Origin of the sequence: Stenotrophomonas sp. BIGb0135 (assembly GCF_024810105.1) — a bacterium.
GTDB classification, from domain to species: domain Bacteria; phylum Pseudomonadota; class Gammaproteobacteria; order Xanthomonadales; family Xanthomonadaceae; genus Stenotrophomonas; species Stenotrophomonas maltophilia_AB.
The window spans coordinates 97,999-119,579 of record NZ_JANUDX010000008.1 but is presented as its reverse complement, the minus strand read 5'-3'; the positions used below and the strand labels follow the sequence as shown (position 1 = coordinate 119,579).

The 21,581-nt window shown below is 66.5% G+C and carries 21 protein-coding genes; 9 read left to right on the top strand and 12 right to left on the bottom strand.

The window, feature by feature from the left end:
- Positions 1-39: 39 nt before the first annotated feature.
- From M2421_RS15740 to ndk, 4 genes are read right to left on the bottom strand one after another with little or no spacing between them, the layout of a single operon-like run.
- Entirely contained in the window at positions 40-915 is an 876-nt protein-coding gene (locus M2421_RS15740) for a helix-turn-helix domain-containing protein (protein ID WP_259208467.1), read from the bottom strand.
- A 6-nt stretch (positions 916-921) separates the two neighbouring features.
- A complete protein-coding gene (gene pilW, locus M2421_RS15735; protein ID WP_259208465.1) occupies positions 922-1,719 on the bottom strand; it encodes a type IV pilus biogenesis/stability protein PilW in 798 nt (265 codons plus the stop codon).
- On the bottom strand, positions 1,706-2,911 hold the full coding sequence (gene rlmN / locus M2421_RS15730) for a 23S rRNA (adenine(2503)-C(2))-methyltransferase RlmN (protein WP_259208463.1): 1,206 nt from the start codon (positions 2,909-2,911) through the stop codon (positions 1,706-1,708). Before rlmN ends, pilW begins: the two co-directional genes overlap by 14 nt.
- A 10-nt stretch (positions 2,912-2,921) precedes the next feature.
- Complete coding sequence (gene ndk / locus M2421_RS15725) at positions 2,922-3,347, bottom strand: nucleoside-diphosphate kinase (RefSeq protein WP_008265389.1); 426 nt, start codon at positions 3,345-3,347, stop codon at positions 2,922-2,924.
- A gap of 311 nt (positions 3,348-3,658) precedes the next feature.
- Between ndk and M2421_RS15720 the strand changes: the two genes are divergently transcribed.
- From M2421_RS15720 to M2421_RS15710, 3 genes are all read left to right on the top strand, one after another.
- On the top strand, positions 3,659-4,321 hold the full coding sequence (locus M2421_RS15720) for a TetR/AcrR family transcriptional regulator (protein ID WP_259208455.1): 663 nt from the start codon (positions 3,659-3,661) through the stop codon (positions 4,319-4,321).
- 51 nt (positions 4,322-4,372) lie between these two features.
- Entirely contained in the window at positions 4,373-6,745 is a 2,373-nt protein-coding gene (locus M2421_RS15715; RefSeq protein ID WP_259208454.1) for a 3-hydroxyacyl-CoA dehydrogenase/enoyl-CoA hydratase family protein, read from the top strand.
- A 73-nt stretch (positions 6,746-6,818) separates the two neighbouring features.
- The gene (locus tag M2421_RS15710) at positions 6,819-8,027 is read left to right on the top strand and encodes an acetyl-CoA C-acyltransferase (RefSeq protein WP_259208453.1); all 1,209 of its coding nucleotides are present in this window, start codon (positions 6,819-6,821) and stop codon (positions 8,025-8,027) included.
- Positions 8,028-8,270: 243 nt separating this feature from the next.
- On the opposite strand, the gene galU is transcribed toward M2421_RS15710, so the two are convergent.
- The 8 genes from galU to cmk form a co-directional block, all read right to left on the bottom strand.
- Positions 8,271-9,155, bottom strand: a complete 885-nt coding sequence (galU, locus tag M2421_RS15705; protein WP_259208450.1) for a UTP--glucose-1-phosphate uridylyltransferase GalU — start codon at positions 9,153-9,155, stop codon at positions 8,271-8,273.
- On the bottom strand, positions 9,152-11,059 hold the full coding sequence (locus M2421_RS15700) for a nucleoside-diphosphate sugar epimerase/dehydratase (protein ID WP_259208447.1): 1,908 nt from the start codon (positions 11,057-11,059) through the stop codon (positions 9,152-9,154). The genes galU and M2421_RS15700 overlap by 4 nt, the downstream gene beginning before the upstream one ends.
- 16 nt (positions 11,060-11,075) lie before the next feature.
- On the bottom strand, positions 11,076-12,050 hold the full coding sequence (locus tag M2421_RS15695; RefSeq protein WP_259208445.1) for a glycosyltransferase family 4 protein: 975 nt from the start codon (positions 12,048-12,050) through the stop codon (positions 11,076-11,078).
- A gap of 3 nt (positions 12,051-12,053) precedes the next feature.
- The gene (lapB, locus tag M2421_RS15690) at positions 12,054-13,232 is read right to left on the bottom strand and encodes a lipopolysaccharide assembly protein LapB (RefSeq protein ID WP_259208443.1); all 1,179 of its coding nucleotides are present in this window, start codon (positions 13,230-13,232) and stop codon (positions 12,054-12,056) included.
- Positions 13,233-13,238: 6 nt separating this feature from the next.
- Entirely contained in the window at positions 13,239-13,529 is a 291-nt protein-coding gene (locus tag M2421_RS15685; protein WP_259208441.1) for a LapA family protein, read from the bottom strand.
- Positions 13,530-13,627: 98 nt separating this feature from the next.
- Entirely contained in the window at positions 13,628-13,933 is a 306-nt protein-coding gene (locus tag M2421_RS15680) for an integration host factor subunit beta (protein ID WP_017355596.1), read from the bottom strand.
- Positions 13,934-14,020: 87 nt separating this feature from the next.
- Positions 14,021-15,706, bottom strand: coding sequence for a 30S ribosomal protein S1 (gene rpsA / locus M2421_RS15675; RefSeq protein WP_068851279.1), 1,686 nt, complete (start codon positions 15,704-15,706; stop codon positions 14,021-14,023).
- A 196-nt stretch (positions 15,707-15,902) separates the two neighbouring features.
- Positions 15,903-16,583 (bottom strand): (d)CMP kinase, encoded by a 681-nt coding sequence (cmk, locus tag M2421_RS15670; RefSeq protein ID WP_259208432.1) that lies wholly within the window; start codon positions 16,581-16,583, stop codon positions 15,903-15,905.
- A gap of 194 nt (positions 16,584-16,777) precedes the next feature.
- Between cmk and ykgO the strand changes: the two genes are divergently transcribed.
- The 6 genes from ykgO to M2421_RS15640 all read left to right on the top strand — a co-directional run bounded on the left by ykgO (position 16,778) and on the right by M2421_RS15640 (position 21,356).
- Positions 16,778-16,903, top strand: a complete 126-nt coding sequence (ykgO, locus tag M2421_RS15665) for a type B 50S ribosomal protein L36 (protein ID WP_017355593.1) — start codon at positions 16,778-16,780, stop codon at positions 16,901-16,903.
- A 181-nt stretch (positions 16,904-17,084) separates the two neighbouring features.
- Positions 17,085-17,411 carry a hypothetical protein gene (locus M2421_RS15660; RefSeq protein WP_259208426.1) on the top strand — a complete coding sequence of 109 codons (327 nt, stop codon included), beginning with the start codon at positions 17,085-17,087 and terminating at the stop codon, positions 17,409-17,411.
- A 43-nt stretch (positions 17,412-17,454) separates the two neighbouring features.
- Positions 17,455-18,492, top strand: a complete 1,038-nt coding sequence (locus M2421_RS15655; protein WP_259208424.1) for an agmatine deiminase family protein — start codon at positions 17,455-17,457, stop codon at positions 18,490-18,492.
- A 203-nt stretch (positions 18,493-18,695) separates the two neighbouring features.
- Positions 18,696-19,583 carry a carbon-nitrogen hydrolase gene (locus M2421_RS15650; RefSeq protein ID WP_259208422.1) on the top strand — a complete coding sequence of 296 codons (888 nt, stop codon included), beginning with the start codon at positions 18,696-18,698 and terminating at the stop codon, positions 19,581-19,583.
- Between the two features lie 17 nt (positions 19,584-19,600).
- Complete coding sequence (locus M2421_RS15645; protein WP_259208419.1) at positions 19,601-20,131, top strand: GNAT family N-acetyltransferase; 531 nt, start codon at positions 19,601-19,603, stop codon at positions 20,129-20,131.
- Entirely contained in the window at positions 20,124-21,356 is a 1,233-nt protein-coding gene (locus M2421_RS15640; protein WP_259208415.1) for a TraB/GumN family protein, read from the top strand. The genes M2421_RS15645 and M2421_RS15640 overlap by 8 nt, the downstream gene beginning before the upstream one ends.
- Positions 21,357-21,581: the final 225 nt, after the last annotated feature.

Here is a 21,581-nt window from a genome sequence, read left to right as displayed (position 1 = left end):
GTGAAGGGGAGCTAGTTGAATTGGATTGGGAAACGCGACTCAGTGCGAAACTGGGGCCACGGAGCCGTCAGAGGATACCGTAAAGCGTGCCACGTTGGCTCGCTGGTACGGCGAAAGGTCGACGATAGTGCCGGCCTGCTGAACCTCGACCGCAGAGGCATTGCCCAGCACCATGCGCCCGACCTGGCCGGGGCTGAAGCTGCGCGTCTCGCCGGATTTGATCAGGGCCTTCTCGACGCTGCTGCCATCGGGAGCGGTGATGTCCACCCAGCTGTCGCCAGTGAACTGCAGGTTCAAGGCACCGGCCGGGGCCGGGGCGGCGGCGGCCGCGGGGCGCGGAACCGCCGTCAGCGAGGCCACGTAGGGCGCGTTGGGCGTGGCGGGAACGGCACCGGCGGGGGCAGCGGCCGGCGCGGGCGGGGTGTCGGCCGGGGCCGGACCACCGGCCACCGGCACGGCCGCCGGGATCACATCCAGCGAGGCGGTGCTCGGGGCGGGGCTGCCCGCGTCGAAGAAGCCCCGGGTCGTGAAGTAGGTTGGCACCACCAGCGCCGCCGTGATGCCCACGTACAGCGCCTTGCGGCCCAGGCTCTCGGCAATGCGGCGGGTGCGCGGGGTATGCGTGTGGCTGACCAGTTGCGGCGGCACCACCGCCCCGATCCGGGCCTGCTCCAGCGCATCGCCCAGGTCCACCTTCAACAGGCGCGCGTAGCTGCGCAGCTGGCCGCGGACGAACACCGGCGCGCCCAGGCGCTCCCATTGTTCATCCTCAAGCGACTTCACCACCTGCATGGGCATGCGCAGCTGCTGCCCCACTTCCTCGAGCGTCAGCCCTGCCGCTTCCCGCGCCTGGCGGAGGCGTGCGCCACAGCCGGCGGCAGCATCAAGAGCGTTCACAGTCTGGTCATCAATCACAATGCTTCAACCCCGGGGATTAGGAGCCGCATCCTGCGGAAATTCGTCGCGAATTCGCTGCAGATAACGACCGGATGCCACAGTGTCGCCAAGCTGCGCCTCGATTTGAGAGGCAAGTTGTAACACGGAACGTGTGGCCGGTGCAGCCGCAAGACGACGTTGCGAAAAGGCGCGCGCCTCGAAATAACGGCCCTGGGCATACTCGCTGCGGGCCATCGATTCCAGCGCGTAGGCGTTGGTCGGGTCCAGCTGGATGGCGTTGCGCAGGTCGCGCGCGGCCCGTTCGGCCTGGCCGGCATCGAGGGCGCAGCCGCCGGCATTGGCCAGGGCCGAGGCCGGCGTCGCATAGCCCGGCGCGGCGATGGCGCGGTCGAACCAGACCAGCGACTCGGCCGGATGGCCATGCGTGCAGAGCCAGGCGCCGTAGTTGTTGAGGGCATCGCCGTGGGCGGGCGCCAACTCGGCGGCCTTGCGATACAGCGTGCCCGCCTCGGCGTCGGCGCCACGCTGGGTGGCGACATTGGCCAGCAGCAGGTAGGCGTCCGGACGGGTACCGTCGATCTTCAGTGCCGCCTTGGCCTTCTTCTCGGCCGCCTCGGTCTGGCCGGCGCGGAACGCTTCGGCCGCCAGGGTCATCTGGTCCTGGTAGCCGACCCGCTGACGGGTCGACGGGGTGTCACGGACCTCGTACACCGGCGCGATGGCCAAGGGTCCGGACGGGGGTTTGACGCCTTTGCTGCCGCAGCCGACCAATGCCAGCGCGATGAAGACAACGGCTGGCAATCGGATATCAGGCAGCGGCATCCCGGCCTTTCCCTTCCTGCAGTGTTTTATTGAACTCGGCCTGGCGACGCGTGCGGTCCATCACCTGGCCCTTGAGCTGGCCACAGGCGGCATCGATGTCGTCGCCGCGGGTGCGTCGCACCATGGTGAGCACCTGCGAATCCAGCAGGATCTTCTGGAACGCACGGATCTCGGCATCACCGGAACGCTCGTAGCGCGTCCCCGGAAACGGATTGAACGGAATCAGGTTGACCTTGCCCGAGTGCGACGCCTGCACGGCGTTGTCGAACTGGCGCATCAGCCGCGCCAGCTGGCGGGCATGTTCGGGCTGGTCATTGATGCCCTTCATCAGGGTGTATTCGAACGTCACCGATTCGCGGCGCTTGTTGGCGCGCAGGTAGCGTGCGCACGAGGCCATCAGCTCGACGATCGGGTATTTCTTGTTGAGCGGGACCAGGGTCTCGCGCAGCGCATCGTTGGGCGCATGCAGCGACACCGCCAGCGACACGTCGCTTTCCGCGGACAGCCGGTCGATCTGCGGCACCAGGCCGGAGGTGGACAGGGTCACGCGCTTGTTGGCCAGCCCGTAGCCCAGGTCGTCGCGCATCACGCTCATGGCGCGCACGACGTTGTCGAAATTCATCAACGGCTCGCCCATGCCCATCATCACCACGTTGGTGAGACGACGCTGCTTGTGCGGGATGTTGCCCAGGTGACGCGCGGCCACCCACACCTGGCCGATGATCTCGGCAGTGGAGAGGTTGCGGTTGAAGCCCTGGGTGGCGGTCGAACAGAACGTGCAGTTCAGCGCGCAGCCGACCTGCGAGGACACGCACAGCGTGCCGCGGTTCTTGTCCGGAATGTAGACCGCTTCGATGGCGTTCTTGCCATCGGTGCCCATCGCCAGCAGCCACTTGTGGGTGCCATCGGCGGAAGGCTTGTCGAACACGATGTTCGGGACGCGGACCTCGGCGTGCTGCTTGAGCTTGGCGCGCAGCGCCTTGCCCAGGTCGGTCATCTCATCGAAATCGGTGACGTAATGGTGGTGGATCCACTTCATCACCTGGTGGGCACGGTAGCGCGCTTCGCCGAGGGTATCGGCGAAGAAGCGCTCCAGACCCTCGCGATCGAGGTCGAGCAGGTTCTGCTTGGCCACCGGCGCGCTCGGGACGAGCACGACGGGGATGGCGGTTGGCTGTACGACCTCGTTCACGGGTTCACTCTCAGCGCGAGACGACTTCAGTCGCGGCGAAGAAGTAGGCGATTTCGATCGCGGCGTTCTCGACCGAGTCCGAGCCGTGGGCGGCATTGGCATCGATGGATTCAGCGAAGTCGGCGCGGATGGTGCCCGCAGCGGCTTCCTTCGGATTGGTGGCGCCCAGCAGGTCGCGGTGGGCCAGCACGGCGTTCTCGCCTTCCAGCGCCTGGATCATCACCGGGCCGGAGATCATGAACTCGACCAGCGCGTTGAAGAACGGACGCTCGCGGTGCACGGCGTAGAAGCCTTCGGCTTCACGGCGCGACAGCTGCTTGTACTTGGCGGCGACGACCTTCAGGCCGGCCTTTTCGAAGCGGGCGTAGATTTCACCGATGACGTTCTTGGCGACGGCGTCCGGCTTGATGATGGAAAGGGTGCGCTCCAGCGCCATGGGAATTCTCCGTTGGGCGGGCCACTGATCGGCCCGAGAGTAACATGAAAAAAACCCGCGTCAAAACGCGGGCTTAGCCTGATATACGTGAGGCAATTCTAACGTGTCCTCCCCATCTACGGTAGTGCCACGCCACGCGTGGCAGGTCGGCACCCCGCAGGGCGATGCCGCCCGTTCAGGCGCCCCCGGGGTGGCCGGTCAACGCCCTGCACGACGATAAACGGATGCCGCGCTTTTGTGCGCCGCACAATGCTCCCTCGCCGGCATGGGCCTAATATCAAACAATCGTTTGATTGAACCCTGCCCGTCCCATGGCCAAGCCCGCTCATTTCTCCACCAAGGACCGCATTCTCGGCGCGGCCGAGGAGCTGTTCGCCCAGCATGGCTTCGCCGGCACGTCGCTGCGCCAGGTCACCAGCCAGGCCGACGTGAACATCGCCGCGGTCAACTATCACTTCGGGTCCAAGGAAAACCTGGTCAACGAGGTGTTCCGCCGCCGCATGGACGAGATGACCGCCGCGCGCCTGGCCCAGCTGGAGGGCGCCCGCCGCGAGCATCCCGGCCAGCTACGCCCGGTGTTGGCCGCGTTCGTGGAGCCGGCCCTGGCCATGGCCCAGGACCGCCAGACCGGCGGTGCCTTCGTGCGGGTGATCGCCCGGGCCTACGCCGAGAAGAACGACAACCTGCGCAAGTTCCTTTCCGACCACTACGGCCACGTATTGCGCGACTTCGGCAAGGCGATCGCCGCCTGCGTGCCGGGGCTGAGCAAGGAGGAGCTGTACTGGCGCCTGGATTTCCTGGCCGGCTCGCTGACCTACGCCATGGCCGACTTCGGCCTGATCAAGCGACCTGCCGGTGTCACCGAAGCGGCGCATCGTGCCCATGCCGCCCGCGAACTGATCCACTTCGCCGAAGCCGGTTTCCGCGCCAGCGCGGGCACCGAGGCTGCGACGAGTTCCCTTTCCACCCCGTAGAGCCGGGCGCTGCCCGGCTGCACCGACGTTGACCAACAAAGGCTTATCGACATGTCCAATTCCCTGCTAGTCCGCCGCGCCGCCGTGCTGGGTGCCGGCGTCATGGGTGCCCAGATCGCGGCCCACCTGACCAATGCCGGCGTCGACACCGTGCTGTTCGACCTTCCCGCCAAGGAAGGTCCGGCCGATGGCATCGTGCTCAAGGCAATCGCCAACCTGGGCAAGCTCAGCCCTGCCCCGCTCGCCAGCAAGTCCTACGCCGAGGCGATCACCCCGGCCAACTATGAGACCGGCCTGGAGCAGCTCAAGGACTGCGACCTGATCATCGAAGCCATCGCCGAACGGATGGACTGGAAGCAGGACCTGTACAAGAAGATCGCCCCGTTCGTGGCCGATCACGCTGTGCTGGCCTCCAACACCTCCGGCCTGGGCATCAACAAGCTCGCCGACGTGCTGCCCGAACAGCTGCGCCACCGCTTCTGCGGCGTGCATTTCTTCAACCCGCCGCGCTACATGCACCTGGCCGAGCTGATCCCGGCCAGCACCACCGATGCCGCGGTGCTGGAAGGCCTGGAAGCCTTCCTGGTCACCACCTTGGGCAAGGGCGTGGTGTACGCCAAGGACACCCCGAACTTCATCGGCAACCGCATCGGCGTGTTTTCGATCCTGTCCACCATCCACCACACCCAGGCATTCGGCCTGGGCTTCGACGAAGTCGACGGCCTGACCGGCCCGTTGGTCGGTCGCCCGAAGTCGGCCACCTACCGCACCTCCGACGTGGTCGGCCTGGACACCATGGCGCACGTGATCAAGACCATGGGCGACACCCTGCCCAACGATCCGTGGCATGAGTTCTTCAAATCGCCAAAATGGCTGGACGCGCTGATCGCCAAGGGCGCGCTGGGCCAGAAGACCGGTGCCGGCATCTTCCGCAAGGTCGGCAAGGACATCGTCGTCCTCGATCTGGAAAAGCAGGACTACCGCCCGGCCGACCGCACGGCCGCCCCGGAAGTGGTCGAGATCCTGAAGATCCGGAACCCGGCCGAGAAGTTCGCCAAGCTGCGCGAGAGCGAGCACCCGCAGGCGCAGTTCCTGTGGGCGACCTTCCGCGACCTGTTCCACTACAGCGCCTACCACCTGGCCGACATCGCCGAGACCGCGCGCGACGTGGACCTGGCCATCCGCTGGGGCTACGGCTGGTCGCTGGGCCCGTTCGAAACCTGGCAGGCGGCCGGCTGGAAGCAGGTCGCGCAGTGGATCGCCGATGACATCGTCGCCGGCAAGAGCATGAGCAACGCGCCGCTGCCGGATTGGGTGTTCGATGGCCGCGAGGGCGTGCACGCCGCCGAAGGCAGCTACAGCCCGTCGCGCAATGCCAAGCTGCCGCGCTCGGCGCTGCCGGTGTACCAGCGCCAGCGCTTCCCCGATCCGCTGCTGGGCGAAACCTTCAGCCCGGGCGAGACCGTGTTCGAGAACGACGGCGTGCGCATGTGGCACGACGGCGACGGCATTGCCGTGGTCAGCTTCAAGACCAAGATGAACACCGTCTCCGACCACGTGCTCGATGGCCTGCAGGAAGCGATCAAGCGCGCCGAGAAGGACTTCAAGGGCCTGGTGATCTGGCAGCAGAAGGAGCCCTTCTCCGCCGGTGCCGACCTGGCCGGTGCGCTGGGCCTGCTGCAGGCCGGCAAGGTCGAGCAGTTCGAAGAAATGGTGCACAACTTCCAACGCACCAGCCAGGCGATCAAGTACTCGCTGGTACCGGTGGTGACCGCCGTGCGCGGCCTGGCCCTGGGCGGCGGTTGCGAGTTCCAGATGCACAGCGCCAAGAGCGTGGCCGCGCTGGAAAGCTACATCGGCCTGGTCGAAGCCGGCGTCGGCCTACTGCCGGCCGGCGGCGGGCTGAAGGAACTGGCGGTGCGCGCCTCGCAGGCGGCCGGCCCGGGCGGTGACGTCTTTGCCGAGCTGAAGAAGACCTTCGAAACCGTGGCCATGGCCAAGGTCTCCAACTCGGCGGTCAACGCCAAGGAACTGGGCCTGATGCGCGCCACCGACAAGGTGGTGTTCAACAGCTTCGAAGCGCTCTACATCGCCAAGGCCGAAGTGCAGGCGCTGGCCGACGGCGGTTACCGTCCGCCGATGCCGGCCCGTCGCATCCAGGTGGCCGGCGACGTCGGCATCGCCACCTTCAAGATGATGCTGGTCAACATGCTGGAAGGCCGTTTCATCAGCCCGTACGACTACGAGATCGCCGTCCGCATCGCCACCGTGCTGTGCGGCGGCGAAGTGGATCGCGGCACGCTGGTGGACGAAGAATGGCTGCTGACCCTGGAGCGCAAGCACTTCGTCGAACTGGCCCAGCAGGAAAAGACCCAGGCCCGCATCGCGCACATGCTCAAGACCGGCAAGCCGCTGCGCAATTGATGGCCCCTCCCTGCTTTCGGTGGGTGCCGACCACAGGTCGGCACTCCGGCAAAAATTTCGAGAGATCACTGCAATGACCAAGCAAATCCAGGACGCCTACATCGTCGCCGCCACCCGCACCCCGGTTGGCAAGGCGCCCAAGGGCGTGTTCCGCAATACCCGCCCCGACGACATGCTCGCCCACGTGCTCCGCTCGGTGGTCGCACAGGCCCCGGGCATCGACCTCAACCGCATCGATGACGCGATCATCGGCTGCGCCATGCCCGAAGCCGAGCAGGGCATGAACGTGGCGCGCATCGGCGTGCTGCTGGCCGGCCTGCCGGACACCATCGCCGCGCAGACCGTCAACCGCTTCTGCTCCTCCGGCCTGCAGGCCGTGGCGATGGCGGCCGACCAGATCCGCCTGGGCAATTCGGACCTGATGCTGGCCGGTGGCACCGAGTCGATGTCGATGGTGCCGATGATGGGCAACAAGATCGCGATGGCCCCGAGCGTGTTCGACAACGACCACGTCGCCATCGCCTACGGCATGGGCATCACCGCCGAGAAGGTCGCCGAGGAGTGGAAGGTCTCGCGCGAGGAGCAGGACGCCTTTGCGCTGGCCTCGCACCAGAAGGCCATCGCCGCGATCCAGAACGGCGACTTCAAGGACGAGATCAGCCCCTACGACGTGCGCACCCGCCAGCCCGACCTGGCTGACGGCCGCCGCATCATCACCCGCGACAAGATCGTCGACACCGACGAAGGCCCGCGCCTGGATTCGTCCGCCGAGGGCCTGGCCAAGCTGCGCCCGGTGTTCCGCAACGGCCAGTTCGGCGGCACCGTGACCGCCGGCAACTCCTCGCAGATGAGCGACGGCGCCGGTGCGGTGCTGCTGGCCTCCGAGCAGGCGATCAAGGACTACGGCCTGACCCCGCTGGCCCGCTTCGTCAGCTTCTCGGTCGCCGGCGTGCGCCCGGAAGTGATGGGCATTGGCCCGATCGCCGCGATCCCCAAGGCGCTCAAGCAGGCCGGCCTGAGCCAGGACCAGCTGGACTGGATCGAGCTCAATGAAGCCTTCGCCGCGCAGTCGCTGGCGGTCATCCGCGATTGCGGCCTGGACCCGTCCAAGGTCAACCCGCTGGGCGGCGCGATCGCCCTGGGCCACCCGCTGGGCGCGACCGGCGCGATCCGTACCGCCACCCTGCTGCACGGCCTGCGCCGTCGCCAGCAGAAGTACGGCATGGTCACCATGTGCATCGGCACCGGCATGGGCGCGGCGGGCATCTTCGAGTCGCTGTGATGCATCGGCGGTGCCGGCCCAGCGCCGGCACTTGCCACGCGGCAGGTATCGAGCGTTGGCCGATACGGCAGTGAGAAAACGGTAGGTGCCAGCCGTTGGTCGGCACGTAAAACGCAAAAGGGCAGCCGCGAGGCTGCCCTTTTTGTTTACCGTGACCGGAAACGCGTACGTAGTGCCGAACCATGCGCGGCAACACTACCCCGCCCGCGTCAACGGGCGGCCGGGCATGGCCCGGCGCCAGGGTCAGCCGTCGGCCAGCGCCTTCTGCAGCATCTCGCGGGCGGGGCCGGCCAGCTTCTCGTTGTTGAGCGCGAAGCGGATGGTGGCCTCGACCAGGCCCAGGTGGGTGCCGCAATCGAACCGCGTGCCCTCGAACCGGTACGCGTCCACGCGCTCGCTGTTGAGCAGCTCGGCAATGGCATCGGTCAGCTGGATCTCACCGCCGGCACCGGTGCCGGTGGCTTCGAGCAGCTCGAAGATCTTCGGGCTCAGCACGTAGCGGCCGACCACGGCCAGGTCGCTCGGTGCGTCTTCCGGCTTCGGCTTCTCGACGATCGCGCTGATCCGGCCCTGGCGGCCGTCGAAGGTGTCGGTGGCCACGATGCCGTAGCTGCCGGTCTTGTCGTGCGGGACGTCCTCGACCGCGATGATGCTCGCGCCGCTTGCCTGGTTGGCATCGGCCATCTGCTTGAGTGCACCGTCGCCCTTGTTCCAGATCAGGTCGTCGGGCAGCAGGACCGCGAACGGCTCGTCACCGACGATGGCCTTGGCGCACAGCACCGCATGGCCCAGGCCCAGTGCCTCGGCCTGGGTGACGAAGATCGCGCGCACGCCGTTGGGCAGCACGTGGCGCACCAGTTCAAGCTGCTCGGTCTTGCCGGCGCGCTCGAGCTTCTGCTCCAGCTCGTAGGCCTTGTCGAAATAGTCGGCGACCGCGTGCTTGTAGCGGTTGGTAATGAAGATCAGGGTGTCGCAACCGGCTTCGATCGCCTCGTCGACGGCGTACTGGATAAGCGGCCGATCGATGATCGGCAGCATTTCCTTGGGAACCGTCTTGGTTGCGGGCAGGAAACGCGTGCCCAGCCCTGCCACCGGGAAAACCGCCTTGCGAATACGCTTGTTCGTCACAGCCTGTTGGCCTCTCGTGCCGGGAAAGGAAGCACTTTAGCCGAGGCGACGTGATCGTCCTGTTGCAACGGCGAGAACTCCGGCATGGTCGCGAACAGGATGTTGTTGATGGCATCGGTGTCGTAGGTGGCGATCGCCTCGCGCAGCCGCGGCACGTTGCCCAGCACCTGCTCACGCGCGAACGTGCGCACGCCGGCCTCCAGGATCTTCGGGTGCGCGGTCGGGCGATAGTCCTCGTCCGAATAGAACAGGGTCTCGTGCAGCTTCTCGCCCGGGCGCAGCCCGGTGTAGATGATCGCGATGTCCTTGTACGGCTGCTTGCCGGCCAGGCGGATCATCTGCTCGGCCAGCACCCGGATCGGCACGGGCTCGCCCATGTCCAGGGTGTAGATGGCCCCATGCGACGCCGAGGCGGCCGCCTGCAGGATGAGCTGGCAGGCCTCGGGGATGGTCATGAAATAGCGGGTGACTTCCGGGTCGGTCACGGTGACCGGGCCGCCCTTGAGGATCTGCTCGCGGAACAGCGGCACCACGCTGCCGGCCGAGGCCAGCACGTTGCCGAAGCGCACGGTCACGAAACGGGTGTGGCTGGTCTTCTGGTCCAGGCTCTGGCAGATCATCTCCGCATAGCGCTTGCTCGCGCCGAGTGCGTTGACCGGGTCGACCGCCTTGTCGGTGGAGATGAAGACGAAATGCTCGATGCGGGCTTCGACGCAGGCGCGGGCCACCGTCTCGGTGGACAGGATGTTGTTGCGCACCGCTTCGCGCAGCTGGCGCTCCAGCACCGGCACCTGCTTGTAGGCGGCGGCATGGAAGACCGCATCGACGCTGGCCATGGACAGCGCGTGGCGGATCACCGCCGGGTCGCCGCAGTCGCCGAGCACGGCCTCCACTTCCAGGTCCGGGAAGCTGCGCTTGAGCTCGGCCTCGATGGTCAGCAGCAGCAGCTCGCTCATTTCCAGCAGGATGATGCGCCCGGCACCGTGGCGCGCGCACTGGCGGCACAGCTCCGAGCCGATCGAGCCGCCGGCGCCGGTCACCAGCACGGTGCGCCCGCCCAGCCAGCCGCGGATCAGCGACCAGTCCGGCAGGATCGGCTTGCGCCCCAGCAGGTCCTCGATCGCCACTTCCTTGAGCTCGCCGGGCAGCGAATGCCCCAGCAGCACGTCATTGAGCTTGGGCACCATGCGGAACGGCACGCCGGTGGCCTCGCAGATGGCGACCACGCGCTGCATGCCCACCGCGTCCAGCGAGGGGATGGCGATCACCAGCAGCTTGGCCGCGGTCTCGCGCACGGCCGCCGGCGCATCGTCGAGCGTGCCCAGGATCGGCAGGCCCTGCAGCTTGGCCCCCTGCAGGTGCGGGGCGTCGTCGAGCAGGCCGACGGGTTCGAAATCGCCGGAGCGGCGCAGGTCGCGGACCAGCGCCTCGGCCGCCTGGCCGGCGCCGAGGATCAGCACGCGACGGGCGGTGGCATCGGACTGCAGCGACTGGTAGTCCTTCCATGCCCGGTACAGCAGGCGCGGCGCGCCCAGCAGCGCCGACAGCGCGAACGGATAGATCACCAGCACCGACATCGGCACGCCATTGAAGCGCTTGTAGGCCAGCACCACGACGATGGCCAGCAGGCCGATGAAGCTGGCTTTGAAGATATTGAGCAGGTCGGCCACGCTGGCGAAACGCCAGAGGCCGCGATACAGGCCCACCCGCCAGAACACCACCGCCTGGATCACCAGCACCAGCGAGGTGTCGATGTTCCACAGGGGCAGCGAGGGAGCATCGGCCAGCATCGAATAACGGCCGGCATGCAGCAGCTGCCAGCAGGCCCAGACCATGAACAGGTCGTGGACCACGATGGCGCCGCGTGGAATCAAACTGGTAAGACGGTCCTGCCAAGGCGTCATAAAACAAACAATCCTTCTAGTTGCGCATTCCCTTGCGCAGGAGTAGCCACAAACCGGTCGCGAAGATCAACCACGCGACGGCCACGGCAGCCTCCCACCTCGGCTGCAGATCGCTGCAAGCATTAAACACTGTAATACTGAACAGACCAAAAACGAAGTACATCCCTGTCACCGAAGTGTGGCTCATGCCACCTTTAACGGCGCGCTGATAGAGATGTTGGGTGTGGGGTTCCATCCATCGCTGCCCCGACAGCATGCGCGACAGGAGTGTGAAGCCTGCGTCCACAAGAAAGGCCGAAAGCGGCACCAGCAGCAGCAACCAATGGACCTCGGTGACCACGCTGGCCAGGCAGACCAGCGCGGCGATCGCATAGCCCAGGGCGCCACTGCCGACATCGCCCATGAAGATCCGGGCCCGCGGATAGTTGAACGGCAGGAAGCCGAGACAAGCCAGGGCCAGCACCGCGCCGGCCAGGGCGAACGGCATGGGCATCACCGCGGCGAACGCCAGGCCCGCCAGGATGGCCTGGGTGGTGGCGATGCCATTGATGCCATCCATGAAGTTCCAGATGTTGATCATCGACACCGTGAACAACAACGCCAGGACCGCCTGCACCGGGTTGCCGCTGGCCTGCCAGACCAGCGCGGCCACCAGCGCGGACGCCACCAGGTGCACCAGCAGGCGGCGCACCGCCGGCAGCGGCCGGTGGTCGTCCCACCAGCCGATCCCCGCGACCAGCACCAGGCCGACCCCGAACACCAGCAGCGCCCCGCGCCCGCCGGGCCAGGCCAGGCCGGCGGCCACGGTGGCCAGCAGCAGCGTCAGCACGATCGCGATGCCGCCGCCGCGCGGAGTGGCCACGCCATGGCTGCGGCGCTCGCCCGGCTGGTCCATGAGATTGCGACGCAGCGCGTACTGGCGCGCCACCCAGGTAAGCAGCGCCGCGATCACCAGCACCGCTGGCAATCCGATCATCCAGGCAACGGGCATCGCTTAGAGCACCGCGTAATTCAGCAGCGGCTTGACCGTACCCCACTCCTTGCAACTGGGGCATTGCCAGTGGTGGGTACGTGCGCCGAACCCGCAACGGGTGCAGCGGTAGGCCGGGTTGCGTACCAGCAACTGGTCGGTGATGTGCTTGAGGTCGTGCAGGGTCGCGGTGGAATCGGCGCCCTCGGCCAGGGTCAGGTCGATCAGCGCCGATTCGCCACGCACCGACGGCCGGTCCTTGAGTTGGCGGCCAAGGTAGGCGCGCGCCGGGGCCACGCCTTCCTGCTCTTCCATCAACTGGGTCAGCGCCAGCACCGGGGCGATACCGCGGTAGTGCTCGGTCATTTCCGACAGGAACGCGCGCGCGCCGCCCAGGTCGCCGACCTTGCGGTAGTTCTGCATCAGCGCCTGCAGGACTTCCGGCAGGTACTCCGGATCATTGCGGGCGGCACGTTCGAAGGCGCGTACGGCGGCCTCGGCGTTGCCGGCGTCGGCCTCCAGGCGGCCTTCGATGATGCCGGCACGGACGGACATCGCATCGGCCTGGTAGGCGCGCGCGATCGCCGCCCTCGCCTCCTCGATCTTGCCCGCGCCACGGAAGCGCTCGGCCAGTTCGCATTCGAACTGCCCGATCAGCTTGCCCATGGGCTCGCCGGTGACTTCCTCGAACCGGCTGGCGTTGTCGATCGCCTTTTCCCAATCGCGCTCGGCCTGGTAGATCCCGATCAGGTGCTTGAGCGCCTGCGGGGCGCGCTGGTCGATCTGCGCCAGTTCGGTGAACACGGTCTCGGCGCGATCCAGCAGGCCGGACTTCATGTAGTCCTCGCCCAGCGCCAGCAGCGCCTGCACGCGCTGCGCGTCGTTCAGGTCGGCCCGGTTGACCAGGCCCTGGTGCAGGCGGATCGCGCGGTCCACTTCGCCGCGACGGCGAAACAGGTGGCCCAGCGCGACCTGGGTTTCAAAGGTTTCCTTGTCCAGCTCGGCGATATGCAGGAACAGCTCGATCGCCTTGTCCGGCTGCTCGTTGAGCAGGTAGTTCAAGCCACGGAAGTAGGTGCTGGAGAGGCGGCTGACCTGGTTGTCGCCGTGGCGCTGGCCACCGCGACGGCCGATCACCCAGCCGGACACCGCCGCCAACGGCAGGAACAGGAAGAACCAGAACCACTCGGAGACAAATTCCATCGGCGCTCAGCGTCCGTCGAAAGGAGAAGAAGGGGTGGGAGCAGGCGCCACGACCACGGTCGGGCCTGCCTTCTGCGCCTTGCGCAGTTTTGCGTACAACGGGATCACCAGGCTGGCCAGCACGATGCCGCCACCGATGATGGCACCGGACAACAGGGCGATGATGATCGCCAGGCCGGTGGTGGAATTGATATGGGTGAAGCCCAGGCTGATGACGATCGGGTCTGAATTGAGCGCACCGACGATGAGCCCGAACACCAGAACCGCCAACAGGATCAGCAGACGTACGACTTTCATGCAGCAGCTCCAGTTCCGGGAGATTCAAGAGTAGCGGAATATGGAGCGGCGGGACAAAAGAGACGTGGACCAGAAGAGCAGCGGACCAACGGGCCGCTCTACGCGGGGTCGCTTTCCAGCGGCACCACGGCGCTGACGCGTTCGCGCAGCTCCTTGCCCGGTTTGAAGTGCGGGACATGCTTGCCCGGCAACGCGACCGATTCCCCGGTCTTGGGGTTGCGCCCCAGCCGTGGCGGCCGGTAGTGCAACGAAAAACTGCCGAACCCGCGGATCTCGATGCGATCCCCGCCGGCCAGCGCCCCACCCATCATCTCCAGCAACGACTTTACCGCCAGATCGACATCGTCCGATTTCAAATGCGCCTGTCGGCGCGCCAGGATTTCGATCAGCTCGGATTTGGTCATTACGGGCTCTTCGAGGGGAACTCAGACCCTGAAACGGCCCGGACTGATGTCCGGGCCGTCCAGGAAACTACGCCAGCGACAAACCGATTACTCGGACTTGTTGCCGTTCAGCTGTGCACGCAGCAGCGCGCCGAGCTGGGTGGTGCCGCTGGAGGCCGACGAGGACTGGTATTCCTCCAGCACTTCGCGCATTTCCGCGTCGTCCTTGGCCTTGATCGACAGCTGCAGGGTACGACCCTTGCGATCCATGCCCACGAACTTGGCTTCCACCTTGTCGCCGACCTTCAGGAACTGGGTCGCGTCGTCCACGCGCTCGTTGGCAACGTCGCGAGCGGCCACGTAGCCTTCGATGCCGTCAGCCAGTTCGATGGTAGCGCCCTTGGCGTCCACTTCCTTGACCACGCCTTCGACCTTGGAACCCTTCGGGTTGGCAGCCATGTACTGACCGAACGGATCCTGCTCCAGCTGCTTGACGCCCAGGCTGATGCGCTCGCGCTCCGGATCGACGGCCAGGACGACGGCGTCCAGGTTGTCGCCCTTCTTGAAGTTGCGGACCACGTCTTCGCCGGTGGTGTTCCAGCTGATGTCGGACAGGTGCACCAGGCCATCGATACCGCCGTCCAGGCCGATGAAGATGCCGAAGTCGGTGATCGACTTGATCTGGCCCGACACCTTGTCACCCTTCTTGTGGATGGCAGCGAAGGTTTCCCACGGATTGGCGGCAACCTGCTTCATGCCCAGCGAGATGCGGCGACGCTCCTCGTCGACGTCCAGGACCATGACTTCAACTTCGTCACCGACCTGCACAACCTTGGACGGGTTGACGTTCTTGTTGGTCCAATCCATTTCGGACACGTGCACCAGGCCTTCCACGCCCGGCTCGATCTCGACGAACGCGCCGTAATCGGTCACGTTGGAGACCTTGCCGAAGACGCGGCTGTTGGCCGGGTAACGACGGGCGATGTTGTCCCACGGATCCTCGCCCAGCTGCTTCAGGCCGAGCGAAACGCGGTTGCGCTCGCGGTCGAACTTCAGCACGCGCACGTCCAGCTCGTCGCCGACGTTCACGACTTCGGACGGATGGCGCACGCGCTTCCAGGCCATGTCGGTGATGTGCAGCAGGCCGTCGATACCGCCCAGGTCCACGAACGCGCCGTAATCGGTCAGGTTCTTGACGACACCCTTCAGGATCGCGCCTTCCTGCAGCTTGTCCATCAGCTGCTCGCGCTCTTCCGAGTGCTCGCTTTCGACGACAGCGCGGCGCGAGACCACGACGTTGTTACGCTTGCGGTCCAGCTTGATGAGCTTGAATTCCAGCTCCTTGCCTTCCAGGTAGGCCGGATCGCGCACGGGGCGCACATCGACCAGGGAACCCGGCAGGAACGCGCGGACATCCTTGATGTCCACGGTGAAACCACCCTTGACCTTGCCGCTGATGCGGCCGGTGATGGTTTCGTTCTTTTCCAACGCTTCTTCCAGCTCGTCCCACACCATCGCGCGCTTGGCCTTCTCGCGCGACAGGACGGTCTCACCGAAGCCGTTCTCGATGGAATCGAGGGCGACCTTGACGACGTCGCCTTCGGCGACATCGATCTCGCCAGCGTCGTTACGGAACTGCTCGATCGGCACGATGCCTTCAGACTTCAGGCCGGCGTTGATCACCACGACGTCGCCGCGGACTTCAACGACAACACCGCTGACGATGGCGCCCGGCTTCAGCTTGGCCAGATTGGCCTGGCTGGCTTCAAACAGTTCGGCAAATGATTCGGTCATTAGATTTACTCTGTTGGACACATGGGTCGGTTGGCTTCCCTTCGGGGAATGGCTACCGCCCGCCTGTTCGTCGACCCCGGTACTGCAGGCCGTGTGTTAAGTAGGAAAACCGCCACGCATCATTGCGGGACGGAGCTTGTGCTGCCTTGCGATGTGCGACACCGCCGGTGCCCTGGCGGTCCTCCTGTACAACGGATCAGGCACCCGAAACCGGAAGCAGATCCAACACATTGGCAACGACCTGGTCGATGCCGATGCCACTGGTGTCGATGATGACGGCATCGTCTGCCGGCTTCAGGGGCGCCACTGTGCGCTGTGCATCACGGGCGTCGCGGGCCATGATCTCGCGCAGGAGGTCATCAAAGTTAACAGAAACCCCCTTGTCTTTCAACTGCTTATGCCGGCGCCCCGCCCGCTCCTCCGCGCTCGCCGTCAGGAAGACCTTGAATGGGGCATCCGGGAAGATCACCGTGCCCATGTCACGGCCGTCGGCGACCAGGCCGGGCAGAATCCTGAATGCGCGCTGGCGCTCTTTCAGCGCGGCGCGGACCTCCGGAATGGCCGCGATGGCCGAGGCCAGCGCGCCCGTGGTCTCCAGGCGCAGCTCGTCGGTGGCGTCGGTTTCATTGACCACCACCCGCAGCCCCCCGTCGGCCGCCTCGACGAAGCGGACATGGGTGTCGAAGGTGCAGCGGACCAGTGCCGAGGCGTCGGAGGTGTCGATATCGGCCCAGCTCGCGGCCACGCCCACGGCGCGATACAGGGCGCCCGAATCCAGGTAATGCCAGCCCAGGCGGCGTGCGACAATGCGGCTGACGGTACCCTTGCCGGCCCCGGACGGGCCGTCGATGGTGAGCACGGGAGGAAGCTGGTTCATGGGTTTCCCTGTGGAATGGACCGCCCATTCTAGCCCCCGCCCGGGGGCCTTCGAGACCTTTTTCGTGCAACCACTTGAAAGGATGGAAAAAAGCCCGGTACAATTGCGGGCTTGAACGGGCGTCACCTGCCGATTGTCATCTGCATATCGCGGCCGCGCTCCAACCGAATCCAACGTTTACGCCGAGGTATGCAATGAAAGTCCTGTCTTCCCTGAAGTCGGCCAAGTCCCGTCACCGCGATTGCAAGGTCGTTCGTCGTCGCGGCAAGATCTTCGTGATCTGCAAGTCGAACCCGCGTTTCAAGGCTCGCCAGCGCTGAGCCGGCGGGGGTCCCGGCCTCTGGTCGCGACCATCCTGAATAAAAAGCCGCCTCCGGGCGGTTTTTTATTGCCGTTTTTGTTGTAATCGCCGGGTTGGTCGTGACGGTCGGTCGCAAGGCCGTCCGTCGTGACACGTTCCTTGCCGTGACACCTTTCTTGACCACTGGGGAGTAGATCGAGATGACGCGTTACCTGACCACCCTGCCGTTGCTTGCCGTGCTGGCCTGCGCCAGCGCCCACGCCGATACGCTGCTGATCGACCGCAGCCAGGAAAAGCCCGCCACCGCCCTGCCCGTCCGCGGCCAGAGCATGCAGGAGGTGCAATCCCGGTTCGGCGACCCCAGCGAGCGCCTGGACCCGCGCGGCGGCCAGAAGCGCCAGTGGCCGACGATCAACCGCTGGGTCTACCCGCAGTTCACCGTCTACTTTGAAAAGCAGAAGGTGATCGACGTGGTGGCCAACAAGGCCGACGCCAACGAGGTCGGCCCCAAGCCGCCGATCCGCTGACCCATCACTCCGCCCGCGCAGGGCGGGCCATCGCACCGAGACCATGAACGACACGCTCCGCTTTCCGGCCGAATGGGAAACCCAGTCCGCCATCCTGATCGCCTGGCCCCACGCCGACACCGACTGGGCCGACCGCCTGGGTGACGTCGAGGACACCTACATCGCCCTGGTCGCCGCCATCACCCGCTTCCAGCCGGTGCTGATCATCGTCGCCGACGATGACCTGGAGGCCTACGCCGATGCACGGCTGCGCTCCAACCGGATCGACATGGACCGCGTCCGTTTCGTCACCGCGCAGTACGACGACACCTGGCTGCGCGATTCCGGCCCGATCACGCTCACGCGCGCCGACGGCGGCTTCCGCCTGCTGGACTTCCGCTTCACCGGCTGGGGCGGCAAGTTCGACGCCAGCCTGGACGACAAGCTGGTGGGGGTACTGCATGAGGCCGGCGTGTTCGCCTCCGGCGCCGAGGTGCAGAGCATCCCGTTCGCGCTGGAAGGCGGCGGTATCGAGACCGATGGCGCCGGCACCCTGCTGACCACCTGGCAATGCCTGCATGAGCGCCACCCGGAGCGCAGCCGCGATTCGCTGAGCGCCGATCTGGCCAACTGGCTGCAGCAGGACCGCGTGCTGTGGCTGGACCACGGCTACCTCGAAGGCGACGACACCGACGCCCACATCGATACGCTGGCCCGCTTCGCCTCGACCGACAGCATCGTCTACCAGGCCTGCGATGACAGCAGCGACTCGCACTTCGTCGAACTGCAGGCGATGGGCAATGAGCTGGCCGCGCTGCGCACCGCGTCCGGTGCGCCGTATCGCCTGTTCCCGCTGCCGTGGGCGCAGCCGGTGATCGACGACGGCCGCCGCCTGGCCGCGTCCTACGCCAACTACCTGATCCTCAACGGCGCAGTGCTGATGCCGGTGTACGGCGACGTGGCCGACGACGCCGCGCGGGCCGTGCTGGCCGCGGCCTACCCGGGCCGGGAGATCGTGCCGGTGCCCTGCCGCTCGCTGATCTGGCAGAACGGCAGCCTGCACTGCATCACCATGCAGCTGCCGGAAGGCCTGCTGGCCTGACCGCCGCCCGGGCCGCGACCATTGGGCGCCATGGAGGGCGCCCGCGAGCGGCCAATGCGTGGGTTCACGGCGTGGCCCCGGCCGCGCCGCCCAGCCCGCTCCCTCGCCAGCCCCGAGGCTGTGCGCTCCCCATTTAGCGCACAGCACGCCGCGTGCACCCATCCGCGATAAACTGCGTTTTTCCCCCGCAGGACCGCACTCGGATGAGCTCACGCCACACCCTTTCCGTCGCCCTGATCCAGGAGCGCAACCACGGAGACGCCGCGGCCAACCTGGCCGTGATCGAAACGCGCGTGGCTGAAGCGGCCGCCCAGGGTGCCAAGCTGATCCTGCTGCAGGAACTGCACAACGGCGCGTACTTCTGCCAGCACGAGTCGGTGGACGAATTCGACCTGGCCGAACCGATCCCCGGCCCCAGCACCGAGCGCCTCGGCGCGCTTGCCAAGAAGCACGGCGTGGTGATCGTCGGCTCGCTGTTCGAACGCCGCGCCGCCGGCCTGTACCACAACACCGCGGTCGTCTTCGAAAAGGACGGCACGCTGCTCGGCAAGTACCGCAAGATGCACATCCCGGACGACCCGGGCTTCTACGAGAAGTTCTACTTCACCCCCGGCGACATCGGCTTCAAGCCGATCGACACCTCGGTGGGTCGTCTTGGCGTGCTGGTGTGCTGGGACCAGTGGTATCCGGAAGCGGCGCGCCTGATGGCGCTGGCCGGCGCCGAGCTGCTGCTCTACCCCACCGCGATCGGCTGGGACCCGGACGACCAGCAGGACGAACAGAACCGCCAGCGCGATGCGTGGGTGCTGAGCCACCGCGGCCATGCCGTGGCCAACGGCGTACCGGTGCTGAGCTGCAACCGCGTCGGTCATGAAGCCTCGCCGCTGGGCGCCTCGGGCATCCAGTTCTGGGGCAACAGCCACGTGCTCGGCCCGCAGGGCGAGTTCATCGCCGAGGCCGGTGGCGACCCCACCGTGCTGCTCTGCGACGTCGACCTGCAACGCAGCGAACACGTGCGCCGGATCTGGCCGTTCCTGCGCGATCGCCGCATCGATGCGTACGGCGACCTGCTCAAGCGCTACATCGACTGACCGACCAGGAACCGCCCGTGACCGTGCAGCTGCGCGACGCCCGTGACACCGATATCGATGCCATCACCGCCATCTACGCGGTGGAGGTGACCGACCTGGTCAACACCTACGAGTACGACGTGCCCGACGCGGTGGAGATGCTGCGCCGCATGCACGACATCGTCGGCCGTGGCTTTCCCTACCTCGTGGCCGACGTCGATGGACAGGTGGCCGGCTATGCCTACGCCAATACCTACCGCGGGCGCATCGCCTACCAGTGGACCGTGGAGAATTCGGTCTACGTGGCGGGCGGCTTCCAGGGTCGCGGGGTCGGCACGGCGCTGATGCAGGGGCTGATCGACGCTTGCGTGGCACGCGGTTACCGGCAGATGGTGGCGGTGATCGGCGAGCCGACCAACACCGCCTCGATCAAGCTGCACGAGCGCTTCGGTTTCCATACCGTCGGCATTTTCCGCGGCCTCGGCCGCAAGCATGGTCGCTGGCTGGATACCGTCCAGATGCAGCGCGCGCTCGGCGATGGTGCCGACAGCGCCCCTTCGAATGAATGAAATGACTGAACCCCAACTCGATGACACCGGCGACGATCTGTTCGCCGGCCAGCCCGTGCGCGTGGTCGAACGCGACGGCGTGCGCTACACCCTGCTGGGCACCGCGCACGTTTCCCAGGCCAGCGTGGAGGCGGTGGAACGCGCCATCGGCAGCGGCCGCTTCGACGCGGTCGCGGTTGAACTGGACCCGCAACGCCTGCAGGCGCTGACCAACCCCGATGCCATGGCCAAGCTGGACCTGGTGGAGGTGATCCGCAAGGGGCGCGTGGCGCTGTTCGCCGCCAACCTGGCGCTGGCCGCCTACCAGCGCCGGCTGGCCGAGCAGCTGGGCATCGAGCCCGGTGCCGAGCTCAAGCGTGCGGTCACCCTGGCCAACCAGCACAACCTGCCGGTCCACCTGATCGACCGCGAGGTCGGGCTGACCTTCAAGCGCGCCTCGCAGCAGCTGGGCTTCTTTGGCCGGATCAAGCTGGTGATGGGCCTGGGCGCCGGCCTGTTCGCGTCCGAGGACGTGGGCGAGGACGAGATCGAGAAACTCAAGCAGGGCGACATGCTGGAAGCGAGCTTCGGCGAGTTCGCCAGCGAGAGCCCGGCGTTGTACGAGACGATCATCGGCGAGCGCGACCGCTACATGGCCACCCGCCTGCGCGAGGTGCACGACCCCGCCCAGCGCGAGGTGCTGGCCGTGGTCGGCGCCGGCCACCTGGCCGGGCTGGCGCGGTACCTGGAGACCGATACCGATGCGCCGGGCCCGTTGCGCGAGTCGCTGGAAGCGGTGCCGAAGAAGCGCAACATCCCGTGGATCACGCTGACCATCCTGGCCGTGGTGCTGACCGGTATTGCCGTGGGCTTCTACCGCGGTGGCCTCGGTGTCGGCGGCGAGTTGCTGCTGACCTGGGCGATGTACACCGGCGGCCTGGCCGGGTTGGGCTGCCTGTTGGCGGGCAGCCATCCACTGAGCATCCTGACCGCGATCGTGGTGGCTCCGTTCAAGCCGTTCCGGCTGAGCATCCCCACCGGCGCGTTTGCCGCGCTGGTGGAAACGCGGCTGCGCAAGCCGGCCTACGAGGACTTCCTCAAGCTGCGCGATGACGCGCAGAGCGTGAAGGGCTGGTACCGCAACCGGGTCACCCGCGTGGTGCTGACCTTCATGCTGACCAACCTCGGCAGCATGCTGGGGCTGTGGCTGACCGGGTTCCAGGTGTGGGGCAAGGTGGCGGGGTAATCACCCCGCGCCTATGCGTATGAAAAGGCCACGCAATGCGTGGCCTTTTTTTTAGGTTCTTCGCCCCTATGCGGGGGCAAGCAGAAGCGTGCTTTGACTTCTTCCAGGCGCGCGCGGTCAGTGGGTTGGGCGCTGGGGCCCCATGCCCTTTCCGGCGAATGTCCCCCGGCGTCGGCCTGCGGCCGCCCCCTCCTCCTTTATTTCGCCTCCAAGGGCATGGGGCCC

What these genes read in the sequence shown, in the direction of transcription:
- pilW (WP_259208465.1), bottom strand. Translation starts at nt 1,719, where the DNA reads ATGCCGCTGCCTGATATCCGATTGCCAGCCGTTGTCTTCATCGCGCTG.
- ndk (WP_008265389.1), bottom strand. Translation starts at nt 3,347, where the DNA reads ATGGCGCTGGAGCGCACCCTTTCCATCATCAAGCCGGACGCCGTCGCC.
- M2421_RS15720 (WP_259208455.1), top strand. Translation starts at nt 3,659, where the DNA reads ATGGCCAAGCCCGCTCATTTCTCCACCAAGGACCGCATTCTCGGCGCG.
- M2421_RS15715 (WP_259208454.1), top strand. Translation starts at nt 4,373, where the DNA reads ATGTCCAATTCCCTGCTAGTCCGCCGCGCCGCCGTGCTGGGTGCCGGC.
- M2421_RS15710 (WP_259208453.1), top strand. Translation starts at nt 6,819, where the DNA reads ATGACCAAGCAAATCCAGGACGCCTACATCGTCGCCGCCACCCGCACC.
- M2421_RS15700 (WP_259208447.1), bottom strand. Translation starts at nt 11,059, where the DNA reads ATGACGCCTTGGCAGGACCGTCTTACCAGTTTGATTCCACGCGGCGCC.
- M2421_RS15695 (WP_259208445.1), bottom strand. Translation starts at nt 12,050, where the DNA reads ATGCCCGTTGCCTGGATGATCGGATTGCCAGCGGTGCTGGTGATCGCG.
- lapB (WP_259208443.1), bottom strand. Translation starts at nt 13,232, where the DNA reads ATGGAATTTGTCTCCGAGTGGTTCTGGTTCTTCCTGTTCCTGCCGTTG.
- M2421_RS15685 (WP_259208441.1), bottom strand. Translation starts at nt 13,529, where the DNA reads ATGAAAGTCGTACGTCTGCTGATCCTGTTGGCGGTTCTGGTGTTCGGG.
- M2421_RS15680 (WP_017355596.1), bottom strand. Translation starts at nt 13,933, where the DNA reads ATGACCAAATCCGAGCTGATCGAAATCCTGGCGCGCCGACAGGCGCAT.
- rpsA (WP_068851279.1), bottom strand. Translation starts at nt 15,706, where the DNA reads ATGACCGAATCATTTGCCGAACTGTTTGAAGCCAGCCAGGCCAATCTG.
- cmk (WP_259208432.1), bottom strand. Translation starts at nt 16,583, where the DNA reads ATGAACCAGCTTCCTCCCGTGCTCACCATCGACGGCCCGTCCGGGGCC.
- ykgO (WP_017355593.1), top strand. Translation starts at nt 16,778, where the DNA reads ATGAAAGTCCTGTCTTCCCTGAAGTCGGCCAAGTCCCGTCACCGCGAT.
- M2421_RS15660 (WP_259208426.1), top strand. Translation starts at nt 17,085, where the DNA reads ATGACGCGTTACCTGACCACCCTGCCGTTGCTTGCCGTGCTGGCCTGC.
- M2421_RS15655 (WP_259208424.1), top strand. Translation starts at nt 17,455, where the DNA reads ATGAACGACACGCTCCGCTTTCCGGCCGAATGGGAAACCCAGTCCGCC.
- M2421_RS15650 (WP_259208422.1), top strand. Translation starts at nt 18,696, where the DNA reads ATGAGCTCACGCCACACCCTTTCCGTCGCCCTGATCCAGGAGCGCAAC.
- M2421_RS15640 (WP_259208415.1), top strand. Translation starts at nt 20,124, where the DNA reads ATGAATGAAATGACTGAACCCCAACTCGATGACACCGGCGACGATCTG.